This window comes from Mycobacterium sp. THU-M104, assembly GCF_049197365.1.
In the GTDB taxonomy this organism is placed as follows: domain Bacteria; phylum Actinomycetota; class Actinomycetes; order Mycobacteriales; family Mycobacteriaceae; genus Mycobacterium.
This window is the reverse complement of sequence record NZ_JBMIOP010000036.1, coordinates 1-11526: the sequence shown is the minus strand read 5'-3', so window position 1 is coordinate 11526 and position 11526 is coordinate 1. Positions and strand designations below refer to the sequence as shown.

The window sequence follows — 11526 nt, the reverse complement described above, 5'->3', positions numbered from 1 at the left end:
ATCTCAGATGTCTCAAACAACACAGGGACCCGATCATCGCTTCTACCAGCTAGTTTTGTCACCAGCTGACGCTAAAACGACTGAAACATCTAACCTTGGCCAACTCTGTGGCACCGCCGTTTTCCCAGTGCCGGATGTGGTGGACGTGCAGACCGCGGGTGGCGCCACAGCCGGGGACCGCGCACGTCCGGTGGCGGTGCTCGAGGGCGCGGCGCAGCCGCCGGCTGATCGTGCGCGCGGCCCTGCCGGCGCCGATGGGCTGGCCGTCGCGTTCGAACCAGACCTCGCAGGTGGCATCACAGGTCAGGTATCGGCGTTCGGCGCCGGTCAGTGCGGGGCCCAGATGCAGCGCAGCCGCGCGCTGGGCGACGTCGAGGTGGACCACCACCGTGGTGTGCTGCCCGTGGGGGCGGCGGGTGGCCTCGACATCCCAGCCGGTCTCGACCAGGCGCAGACACGCCTCCAGGGTGCCCGGCATCGGCGGCGCGCCCTCGGCGTGGCACTCGCCGTCGCCGCGGTCGTGTTTGTACTCGGTGATCAGCGCATCCCGATGCGCGCCCAGCGCGGCGTCGAACGTCGCCGCATCCAGATGCCCCAGTGTGATCCGCCAACAGGTCAACTCCTCGCCGGTGGTTTTGGTGATCGAGGGCTGCGGGCGCGGGTCGGGTTCGGGGCGCGGCTCGAGGTTGACCGCGGTGCGCAACTGGTTGACCGTGGCGCTACGCGCCAACTGCTCGTAATGCTCATCGGATCCCTGCCCGGCGCGCGCGGTAATGACCCCGACCTGATCCAACGACAGCCGGCCCTCCCGCAGGCCCTGCACGCAGCGCGGAAACTCCTCCACCCGCCGCGCCACGGTGGTGATCGTATGCGCATTCGTCGAGGACACACCGAGTTTCCAGGCCGCCAACGCCGCCACCGACCGCGCGCCGGTGGCACCGCACAACTCGTCACGCTCCATCTCCGCGGCGATCTCCACGATGCGCCCATCAAGGGCATTACGCTGACCCGCCAACTCCGACAACTCGTCAAACAACACCGCCAAACGCTCCTTCGGGGGAATCGCCCCCGATCCCAACGACGCGGTCAACGAAGCGGTCAAGCACATGACCCCATCAAAGCAGCAGGCACCGACGACCCCCGGCCGCCGATCCATGCCGCGGCCACCACAACCCCCGCACTGGCGACGAGGTTGCCGCCATGGTCGTGCCAAGCGCTGAAGGCACAGCCCGCACGGCAATCTCGGCGCGGCCGCCCCGCAGCCTACGGCTCCAACACCACCTTGCCCAGCACCCCGCCGTCGGCCAAACACTTCAGCGCCGCCTGCGCCTCTGACAGCGGATACCGTTGCGGCGAGGGCGGTTTCAGACCCAGACGAACGAGCTGCTCAAGCCCCCAGGAGAACAGCGCCGCAGAGCCGGGCACCTTGTTGAGGTACTCGCCCCACGCCACCCCCACGATGCTGACGTTGCGCAGCAGCAACCGGTTCACCTTGACGGTGGGGATGCTGCCCGCGGCGAAACCGATGACCAGCAGCTTGCCGTCGATGGCCAGCACGCGCACCGCGTCGTCGAAGGCCGGGCCACCGATGGGGTCCACCACGATGTCCACGCCCCGGCCGCCGGTGTACGCGCGCACCTCGGCGGCCCAGTCGCCGGACAGGGGCAGTACCAGGTCGGCGCCCAGCGAGGAGACGTAGTCGGTTGCTGCCGTGCGGTGCAACACCGCCAGCACCTTTTTCGCGCCCATCGCCCGGGCCACCTGGATCGCCGCCGTCCCCACCCCGCCGGCCGCGCCGAGCACCAGCACCGTGTCACCCGGCCGCATTGCGGCCCGGCGGGCCAGCGCGAAATACATCGTGTTGTAGTTCACCAACAGCGACACCGCCTCGGCGTCGTCGAGTTCGGCGGGGCTGCGCATCACGTTGGGCACCGGAACGGCGACCTGCTCCGCGTAGGCACCCAGGATGCCGAACGCCGAAACCCGTTCACCCACTGTGAAACCCGAACCCGCCGGCGCCGAATGCACGACACCGGCGGCTTCCATGCCCGGAACGAACGGAGGCGGCAACTTCAGCTGGTATTCGCCCTTGCTCAGCAGCAGATCCGGAAAGCACACCCCGGCCGCCCGCACGTCGATGATGACGTGGTCAGGATCCTCGGCGAGCTCGTCGATATCGGTGTAGGCGATACCGGACGGACCCGACAAGCGCTGGACGACACAGGCCTTCACGGCCCCAGGCCCCTACGGCCGCTACAGCTTGAATTCCGCCTTTTTCGCCGCCGACAGGTCGGTGATCTCACCCCAGTGGGCGGCGACGTCCTGCACCGACGGGGGTTTGTCGAAGCTGGCGCCCTCGTTGCCGAACAGCGCCACCCGCTGCACCTTGCCGCCGCCGACGATGAACACCGAAGCGGTGTCCGCGCACTCCTCGGTGCACAGGTAGGCCACCACCGGTGCGACGTACTCGGGCGTAAGCTTCTCCAGCACCTCCTTGGGCATGATGTCCTCGGTCATCCGGGTGGCTGCGATCGGCGCCACCGCGTTGGTGTGGATGTTGTACTTGGCCCCTTCCTGGGCCAGCGTGTTGATCATGCCGACCAGGCCGAGTTTGGCCGCGCCGTAGTTCGCCTGGCCGAAGTTGCCGAACAGCCCGCTGGTCGAGGTGGCGACGACGACCCGCCCATAGCTCTGCTCGCGAAAATGCGGCCATGCGGCGCGCAGCACGTTGTACCCGCCGTAGAGGTGGACTTTGAGCACGGCGTCCCAGTTCTCGAACGTCATCTTGTGGAACGTGCCGTCGCGCAGGATCCCGGCGTTGCTCACCACACCGTGCACGGCGCCGAACTCGTCGATCGCGGTCTTGATGATGTTGGCCGCGCCGGCGGAGTCTGCGACGCTGTCGTAGTTGGCCACCGCCCGGCCCCCCGCCGCGCGGATCTCGTCGACGACCTGGTCGGCCATCGCGGACCCGGCGCCCGTGCCGTCGCGTGCTCCGCCGAGGTCGTTGACCACGACGCTGGCGCCCTCCTTGGCGAGGGTGAGGGCGTACTCGCGCCCGAGACCTCCGCCCGCTCCGGTGACGATGACGACGCGATCCTGCACTCCGGGCATCAGGTTCCTTTCGAGTGGTTGAGAGGGGCTAAAACGTCAATGTCAGAACAACTTTCGGGCCATCTTGAACGCCCGTTCAGTGTAGGGCGGGTAGATGAAGCGGGACAGGTCGGGCCGAGTGGGCTTGGTCAGCACCGACTTGCGGTGGCTGAACTCCTCGAACCCGAAGCGGCCGTGGTAGGCGCCCATCCCCGAGGTGCCGACCCCGCCGAAGGGCAGTTTGGCCGTCGACACCTGGAAGGCCAGGTGGTTGACCAGCATGCCGCCCGCCGGCACCTCCTTGATCACCCGCTCCCGGGTGGCCCGCGACTTGGTGAACAGGTAGGCGGCCAGCGGCTTGGGCCGCGCATTCACGAAATGTATTGCGTCGTCCAAGTTTTGGGCGGTGACGACCGGAAGGATGGGCCCGAAGATCTCGTTGCACATCAGCGGCCCGTCCAAGTCGGGGTCGACCACCACCGTCGGCTGGATGCGCAGGGTCGAGGCGTCGCAGTCACCGCCGACGGCGACCCTGCCGTCCTTGCCGGACAGGTAGCCCTTGAGCCGGTCGAACTGGCGCTGGTTGACGATCTTCATTCCGGGGGCAGACTCCTTGGACCGGAACTTCGTGATGGCCGCGCCGATCTTGTCCACCAGCTCGTCGCGAATCTTCACGTCGGCCAGCACGTAGTCGGGCGCCACGCACGTCTGCCCGGCATTGAGCAGCTTCATCCAGGCGATCCGCTTGGCGGCGACGTCGATGTCGGCGTCGGCGGCGACGATCACCGGGCTCTTGCCGCCCAGCTCCAGGGTGACCGGTGTCAGGTGGGGCGCCGCCCCTTCGTAGACCTTGCGGCCGATCTCGGTCCCGCCGGTGAACATCACCCGGTCCAGGCCCTGCGCGATCAGCGCCTGACTCACCGAGCCGTCGCCCTCGACGACCGCGATCGCGTCGCGATCCAGATAGCGGGGCACCAGCTCGGCCATCAGGTGCGAGGATGCGGGGGCCATCTCGGACGGCTTGAGAATGGCGGCGTTGCCCGCCGCGATCGCGCCGACCGCGGGCCCCAGCGTCAGGTAGAACGGGTAGTTCCAGGCGCCGATGATCAACACGGTCCCGAACGGCTCGTACTCGATCCAGCCGCGGCCCGGCAGCTGCGCCAACTCGAGCAGCACCTGCTTGCGGCGCGTCCAGCGCCGCAGGTTCTTGGCCGCGAACTTCGCCTCGCCCGCGGTCGTCGCGATATCGGCGATGTACGCCTCGAACGGATTGCGGTCCAGGTCGTCGGCGAGCGCGGCGGCGAGGGAGGCCTCGTTCTCCTCCATCATTTTCTGCAGCGCCAGCAGTTGGCTTTGGCGCCACGCGATGTCGCGGGTGCGCCCGGTGGCGAAGGTCTTGCGGAGCCGGTCGACCGTTGCGGCGACGTCGACGGGCGCGGCGGATGGGCCCCCGTTGGTGGATGCGGGTGTCTTCGGTACAACCGATTCGGTGGTCATCGTTGTCCTTCCTGAGCGAAGGAGCCGCGAGGTCGCGCGGGCCGCTCATCGGTGATACCCGCGATCCTAGCCATCCGGTTGGGAGAGCAATAGGAAGGATCTGAACGCCTGCCCGGCGTCCCGGTGCGAGACGCTACACACGCTCCGCGGTCACGAAGTCGGAGAACGCACCCTTGTCGTCGGCGAACGGGACGCCCGCGATCCAGCGGTTCAGCCGGCGCATCTCGTCGACGGCGGCTTGCGACCGGGCCCGCCAGCCGTGCTCGTTGAGCCAGTCGGCGACATGGGCGCGGTCCTCGTCGCGGTACATCAGTTCCCCGACGTCGATCGTCTCTTCCAGCCCGATCTCGTCGGCCACCTTCTTGAACCGCGCACGCATCTGCTGGCGCCGCTCCTCGGCGTGGACGGGCGCGGTTTCGGCGGACACTCGGCTGCCGGGCACGCTGAGCTCGCTGACCTGCGCGAACAGCCGGTCCTGGGCGTCGGCCGGCAGGTACATCAGCAGCCCCTCGGCCAGCCACGCGGCCGGCGCCGCGGGGTCGAAGCCCGCCTCGCGCAGCGCGGCCGGCCAGTCCTGGCGCAAATCGATGGCGACCTCCCGGCGGTCGGCCGACGGCGTGACGCCGTTGTCGGCCAGCGTCGTGGACTTGAAGTCCAGCACTTGGGGCTGGTCGATCTCGTAGAGCGTCGTGCCTGCCGGCCAGTCCAGCCGGTAGGCACGCGAGTCCAGTCCCGAGGCCAGGATGACGACCTGCCGGATCCCGGCCGCCATCGCCTCGGTGAAGTACGCATCGAAGAAGTGCGTACGCACCGCCTGGTAGCTGCGCATGTGGTGCAGGTGGGCGGCCGAGTCGGCATCGATCGCCTCGACCTTGGCCACGACGGCCGGGTCGAGCATCTTCTCCCAGAGCACGTTCGCGCCGGAGTTGCCGACCAGCAACTTGGCGTACGGGTCGCAGATCAGCGCGTCGGGCCGCTCGGTCTCGACGGCCCGCGCCGCGGCCACCATCACCGCGGTGGAGCCGACGCTGGTCTTGATATCCCAGGTGTCGTCGTTGGTGCGTAGTGAGCTCATGCGGCGTTCCTCTGCTTGGCGTTCTTGGCGGGTTTGACGTTCAGTCGGACGGCGCGCCGAGGCGTGCGCGCAGCAGCGTGCTGCTGACGGCCTCCTCGGCCAGGTCTTCGGGTACCGGTCGGCCCAGCCGGGCCATCTCGTCGCGGTTGTTGACCGCGTCCACCGCCCAGCCGTGCCCGGTCAGCCACTCGCCCGCGTCGGAACGGTCGGGCTCGTGGTAGGTCAGCGCCTGCACGTTGACGTCGAGACCGAGGCGCTCGCGCATGCGCAGCCACCGCTGCGTGTTGGCGCGCGAATTCAGGCCGAACGCCTCGACGGCGATCCGGCTGCCCGGCGCGCTGAGCACGGTGACCATCTCGAAGAGCCGGTCCTGGGCGTCACTGGGCAGATACGGGAGCAGGCCCTCGGCGAGCCAGGCGGTCGGACGGCTCGAGTCGAAGCCCGCCTCGCGCAGCGCCGCCGGCCAGTCGTCGCGCAGGTCGACCGGCACCGGGCAGCGCCGGGCGGTGGGGGCGGCGCCGTGCGACGCCAGGATTCCGCTCTTGTACTCGAGCACCTTGGGCTGGTCGATCTCGTAGACCGCGGTGCCCGCCGGCCAGTCCAGCCGGTAGGCCCGGGAGTCCAGTCCGGCCGCCAGGATCACCACCTGGCGGATCCCGGCGCGCATGGCCCCGCCGAAGTACTCGTCGAAGAAGTGGGTGCGCACGGCCTGGTAGTCGACGCCGAGGCGGTGCACTCGCCGCCCGTGTTCGTCACCGTCGAGCCAGGTCAAATCGGGGTCGGCCAGCCGGGCCCAGGCCGGGCCCGCCGACGACACCAGCAGTGCGGCGAATTCGTCGCGGATCAGCGGATCGGGTCCGGCGGTTTCCACCGCCCGGGACGCAGCAACCCCCAATGCGGTCGCACCGACGAGTTCGGTGATTGTCCAGGAGTCGCCCGCGGTCCGTCGCGAAGTGGGCGGCGCGGGTTCCGACGAGGACCCTGCGGAGGAGTAGTCGTCGAGTTCAGTCATGACCAGTCCAGCATACGCGAATAAGTTAGGCAAGCTATGCGCTTGTGCGCGATGTCACTGCCCTGGCGGCGGCCCACCGTCGGCGGCGCCGACGCCGGCGAACGCCCGGACGACCGGGAACCCCTCCCCCGCGAAGCCGCGGCTCCGCGGCCCAGGGTGTGAGCTGCGCCGCAGTGTTGTGCGGCGTGGCTAATTTATAGTGCAACAGTTGCTGGAGCGGATGATCTTTGTGGCGCGCCTGCTCGGTGATTGTCGAATGTCGCAAGGCCCACGACAGAGAGGGTGGCGTCGAATGGCGCAGGGCAAGACCGCCACCGATTCCGCGCGGGGCCCGCGCATTCTCTCCCACGCGGCGGGGCGGTTCGCCGGCTGGCTGCGCGCAAGCCGCCTCGGATTGTTCTGCATCGCGGTCGCGGTGGGGATGGCCGCCGGGATCGGCGCGGTGGGGTTTCGGTACCTGATCTTCGGCTTCACCTGGCTGGCGACCGGGCATGACGAGTTCGGCCAGCAGGGCTGGGTGGGCAGCGGCCACCTGCCGTGGCTGGGGGTCGGGTTCTTCGTCGCCGTCCCCGCGCTCGGCGGACTGCTGTACGGCCCGCTGATCGCCCGCTTCGCCCGCGAGGCCCGAGGCCACGGAGTGCCCGAAGTCATGATCGCCGTGGCCGAGAACGGCGGCCGGATCCGCCCACAGGTGACGGTGGTCAAGGCGCTCGCGTCGGCGCTGTGCATCGGCTCGGGCGGCTCGGTCGGCCGGGAGGGGCCGATCGTGCAGATCGGCGCGGCCCTGGCGTCGAGTATGGGCCAGTGGGTCCGGATGCCGGAGAACCGGCTGCGGGTGCTGGTGGCCTGCGGCGCCGCCGGCGGGATCTCGGCGACCTTCAACGCCCCCATCACCGGGGTGTTCTTCGCCGTCGAGCTGATCCTGCGGGAACTCTCGGTCGAGGCGATCTTCACGGTCATGCTCTCGTCGATGGTCGCCGACGTCATCGCCCGCGTCTTCTTCGGCGCCGCACCGTTTTTGACCCGGCTACCCGCCGGCATCGGGCTCGACCACATCGCCAACTACCTGTTGATCGCGGCGCTCGCGGCGCTCGCCGGGCTGATCGGGATCGTCTTCAAGAACCTGTTGTACAAGACCGAGGATTTGTGCGACCGGGTGTGGGGCCAGCGGCCCGACTGGGCGCGGCCCGCGGTCGGAGGGATCGTGCTCGGGCTCCTGTTGCTCGCCGTGCCGCAGCTGTACGGGGTGGGCTATCCCGTCATGTACGCGGCCTTCGCCGGCCACTACGCGCTGTGGTTCCTGATGATCCTGGCAGCGGGCAAGATGGTGGCGTGCGGGCTGACGATCGGCATCGGCGGCTCGGGCGGGGTTTTCGCGCCCTCGCTGTTCATCGGGGCAACCTCCGGCATGGCGTTCGGCATGGTCGTCCACCAGCTGATCGGCCCGGCGGCCGGCAACCCCGCGCTCTACGCGATCGTCGGCATGGGCGCAGTGTTCGCCTCGGCCGCGCGAGCCCCGCTGACCGCGCTGGCCAGCACCGTGGAGATGACCGGCGACTTCACGCTGACCCTGCCGGTCATGCTGGCCGTGGCCGTCGGCACGACGGTGTCGCGGACGCTGTCCTACGGCACCATTTACACCACCAAGCTGCTGCGCCGCGGCATCGACATCGACCGTCCGACGCCCACCCACGCATTCGCCCACCTGACCGCCGCAGACGCCATGCACCCGTTCACCGTTCCGCTGGACCTGGGCGGAACACACCCCGACGATCAGGACTGGACGTCAGGGCTGGGGCCGGTCACCCGCGTGCGCCATCCGCAGGCACTGTTCGCCAACGACAGCCTGGCCCAAGCGTTGCGGCAGCTGGTCCTCTACGGCCGCGACGGGCTGCCGGTCATCGACACCGACGAGCGGCGCGTCCAGGGCTGGCTGACCAACCAGGACGTGCTGCGCGCGGTGGCGACGCACCTGGCCGATTCCTATCCCGACATCGCGGCCAGCCATCAGGCCGCCGAATGGGCCGACCCGAAAGCGATTACGGCCGAACATGATCCGCGCAGCCAGCTGTCCGGATATAGCATCGTCGAGTACACCCTGGGTCCGAACTCGGCCGCGGTCGGGCGCAACCTCGGCGAACTGGACTGGCCGCCTGGGCATTACCCGGTGTCGGTCGTCCACCAGCGCCAGCTGATGGACGCCGACGTCGCCGTCGCACTGGAGCCCGGAGACCGGGTCAACATCCTCGTACCGACCAACGACGCACCCGAGCGTTCGGTTGCCGCGTCCGACAACGGGGCCTGACCGTCGGCGCCGCGTCAGCCGCGGGCGCTGCGGGCGGCGTCGCGCTCGCTCGAAGAACCCTCGTGCGTCAGCGTGCCGCCCGCACTCTCCAAATGCGCCCGCACGAACCATTGGAACTTCTCCAGCGACGCGGCGTGGCCGATCAACATGTCCTGGGTGACGGGATCGAGTTCCCCGGTCTCGTCGATCGCCTTGCGCAGATCCTCGATCACGCCGGTGTAGACGAGGTCCAGCGCCGCCAGATGGGCCTGCACGCAGTCGCGCCCCACCGAGTAGTCGTCCCACGTGCGGTCGTTGACGATCGCCCCCGGCGTGCCCTGCGGAGACGCCCCCAGGGCGGCGATGCGCTCGGCGACCTCGTCGGCGTAGCCCCGCACCGCCTCCACCTGCGGGTCGATCATCTCGTGCACCCCGATGAAGTTGGGGCCCACCACGTTCCAGTGAATGTGTTTGAGCGTCAGATGCAGATCGTTGTAGGTGCTCAGCTGCTTCTGCAGCAGTTCGGCGAGCCGCGCCCCCTGCGTGTCGGTCAGTCCCGGAATGGTGAACTGTGTCATTCGATTTCTCCCCTGCGTTCGCACACGGTCACGTTCCCCGGCGGGTACCCGACCCGGCCCGTGGGTAATCCCGGCGCATCACAGTCCGCTGATGTGCTGCACCGGCAGCCGCGCCCCGCGGCGCGGTTCGCGGGCCAGCCCGCTGGCATACAGCAGTTGGACCACCCGATGGCGGTGGGGCCGCATCGGCTCCAGCAACTCGTGCATCGCCGCGTCGTCGATCGGGCGGCCCAGCAGCGTCCAGCCGATCATCTTCGACACGTGGTAGTCGCCCACCGACAGCGCATCGGCGTCACCGAACGCCCGCTGCGCGGTCTCGGCCGCGGTCCACACCCCGACGCCCGGCAGCGAGGTGAGTGCCGCACGCGCCTGCGCCGCCGGGCGCGACGCCAGACGTTCCAGCGAGTCGGCCCGGCGCGCGCACGACACCACCGTCTGCGCGCGCCGCGGGTCGACGTTGGCGCGGTGGAACTCCCACGACGGGATGCCGCGCCAGATCTCGGCCGGGGGCTGTACCCGCATGCCGGGCGGCGCCGGACCCGGGGCCGGCGTACCGTACCGCGACACCAGCAGGCGCCACGACCGGAATGCGTCGGCGCCGGGGACCCGCTGCTCGATGACGGCCGGGATCAAGGCTTCCAGGACCTGACCGGTGCTGCCCAGGCGCAGGTGCGGGACCCGTCGGTGCGCGGCAGCGACCGTCGGGTCGCTCGGCACGAAGTCCGAGGCGTCGTCGTCGGCGCCCAGCATCGCGGGCAGCATCTCGACGAACTGCGGCGCCCCGGCGCCCCACTCCACGCAGTGCACCGAGTTCGGCGACGATCGCACGATCCGGGCGGCGACGGGGCCGGCGGGCAGCAGGCAGGCCCGCCACACGGTGCCGTCGCCCATGACCTGGAAGCACGGGTCCCCGGGCCCTCGCCGCAGCGGGGCCAGGGTGGTCGTGAAGTCGAGCGGCCCCGGGAACGCGACGGTGCGCTCGCTTCGCACGTGTTTCCTCCGATCCCGGCGACGCCGGCTCGATTGACCGTCGAGCGTCCCCAGGACAGTATTGCGATGTGACGACGCCGTTCGACGATCCGCAGGGCGAACTGGCCTGGATGTTCTTCCAGAGCACCAGCGAAGGCGGCGATCTGGACGAGGGCTTCTCGCTGCTGAGCGACGACTTCACCTATTGGACCCTGTATACCCGCACGTCCTGCGACAAGGAGACGTTCCGGCGAGCGATCGAACGGCGCAAACGCGACCTCGAAGTCACCGTCGACCTGGTGCGCTGCGTCAACGATGGCGACACGGTGGTGGTGGAGGCGCAGGCCACCGGCACCACCGACGGAATCGCCTACGACAGCCCGTTCGTGTGCATTGTGGACACCCGCGAGGGGCTGATCGTCTCGATGCGCCTCTACAGCGACACCCGCGCGCAGGCCGCGGCGATGCCGGGGTGGGTCCCCTACTGAGCGGACACGCTGATGTCGGCCTTGTCGGGGTAGAACGCGACATGTCCGGCGATGGCCGCGACGGCGGGGTAGGGCTTTTCGTAGGTCCAGATCACGTCGTCGACGGTGTCCCCGGGGCCGGTGCTCACGCTGTAGTAGCCGGCCTCGCCCTTGAAGGGGCAGTAGGTACTGGTGTCAGTGCGGATCAGCTTTTCGGTGACCACGTCGTCCATCGGAATATAATGCACGACAGGCAAACTGGCCTCGCGCAGCTGCAGCGCCGCGGCGGTGTCCGCGATCAGCTCGCCGTTGACGCGCACCTGCACCCGCCCCGGGGTGGGCTCGATCGTGATCGGGTGCCCGGCGCTGGGCTCTTTGATTTCGGGGTGGCTCATGGTCGTTACCTCCTGGCGAGTGTGCGTGGTGCACGGCCCCCACCGAGCCTAGGCGCGATTAGTGGTCTTGCCCGTTAATCCGTCGGGCCCGTTCGCTGGGGTGTCGAGACTGCGGTGGCAGCGCCGAAACGCGAAAAAAGTAGCGCTGAGCACAGT

General features: G+C 69.2%; 10 protein-coding genes and 1 pseudogene. 2 read left to right on the top strand and 9 right to left on the bottom strand.

What is annotated here, in order from left to right:
- Window positions 1-91: 91 nt before the first annotated feature.
- The 6 genes and pseudogenes from ACOJVU_RS03585 to ACOJVU_RS03560 form a co-directional block, all read right to left on the bottom strand.
- Window positions 92-1108 (bottom strand): annotated as a pseudogene (locus ACOJVU_RS03585) (DUF222 domain-containing protein); the annotation flags it as partial.
- Window positions 1109-1263: 155 nt separating this feature from the next.
- Complete coding sequence (locus ACOJVU_RS03580; protein WP_421528525.1) at window positions 1264-2232, bottom strand: NADPH:quinone oxidoreductase family protein; 969 nt, start codon at window positions 2230-2232, stop codon at window positions 1264-1266.
- Window positions 2233-2253: 21 nt separating this feature from the next.
- The gene (locus tag ACOJVU_RS03575) at window positions 2254-3114 is read right to left on the bottom strand and encodes an SDR family oxidoreductase (RefSeq protein WP_421528524.1); all 861 of its coding nucleotides are present in this window, start codon (window positions 3112-3114) and stop codon (window positions 2254-2256) included.
- A gap of 42 nt (window positions 3115-3156) precedes the next feature.
- Complete coding sequence (locus tag ACOJVU_RS03570) at window positions 3157-4590, bottom strand: aldehyde dehydrogenase family protein (RefSeq protein ID WP_421528523.1); 1434 nt, start codon at window positions 4588-4590, stop codon at window positions 3157-3159.
- 133 nt (window positions 4591-4723) lie between these two features.
- Entirely contained in the window at window positions 4724-5665 is a 942-nt protein-coding gene (locus ACOJVU_RS03565; protein ID WP_421528522.1) for a class I SAM-dependent methyltransferase, read from the bottom strand.
- 40 nt (window positions 5666-5705) lie between these two features.
- On the bottom strand, window positions 5706-6677 hold the full coding sequence (locus ACOJVU_RS03560; RefSeq protein WP_421528521.1) for a class I SAM-dependent methyltransferase: 972 nt from the start codon (window positions 6675-6677) through the stop codon (window positions 5706-5708).
- Window positions 6678-6969: 292 nt separating this feature from the next.
- Here ACOJVU_RS03560 and ACOJVU_RS03555 point away from each other — a divergent pair, with 292 nt between their 5' ends.
- Window positions 6970-8982 (top strand): chloride channel protein, encoded by a 2013-nt coding sequence (locus ACOJVU_RS03555; protein ID WP_421528520.1) that lies wholly within the window; start codon window positions 6970-6972, stop codon window positions 8980-8982.
- A 14-nt stretch (window positions 8983-8996) separates the two neighbouring features.
- Here ACOJVU_RS03555 and ACOJVU_RS03550 read toward each other — a convergent pair whose 3' ends face one another.
- Both ACOJVU_RS03550 and ACOJVU_RS03545 read right to left on the bottom strand, forming a co-directional pair.
- A complete protein-coding gene (locus ACOJVU_RS03550; RefSeq protein ID WP_421528519.1) occupies window positions 8997-9539 on the bottom strand; it encodes a Dps family protein in 543 nt (180 codons plus the stop codon).
- Window positions 9540-9617: 78 nt separating this feature from the next.
- The gene (locus ACOJVU_RS03545) at window positions 9618-10529 is read right to left on the bottom strand and encodes a DNA-3-methyladenine glycosylase family protein (protein WP_421528518.1); all 912 of its coding nucleotides are present in this window, start codon (window positions 10527-10529) and stop codon (window positions 9618-9620) included.
- Window positions 10530-10597: 68 nt separating this feature from the next.
- Between ACOJVU_RS03545 and ACOJVU_RS03540 the strand changes: the two genes are divergently transcribed.
- Window positions 10598-10996 carry a nuclear transport factor 2 family protein gene (locus ACOJVU_RS03540; protein ID WP_421528517.1) on the top strand — a complete coding sequence of 133 codons (399 nt, stop codon included), beginning with the start codon at window positions 10598-10600 and terminating at the stop codon, window positions 10994-10996.
- On the opposite strand, the gene ACOJVU_RS03535 is transcribed toward ACOJVU_RS03540, so the two are convergent.
- On the bottom strand, window positions 10990-11370 hold the full coding sequence (locus ACOJVU_RS03535; protein ID WP_421528516.1) for a DUF427 domain-containing protein: 381 nt from the start codon (window positions 11368-11370) through the stop codon (window positions 10990-10992). The genes ACOJVU_RS03540 and ACOJVU_RS03535 overlap by 7 nt on opposite strands.
- Window positions 11371-11526 lie beyond the last annotated feature (156 nt).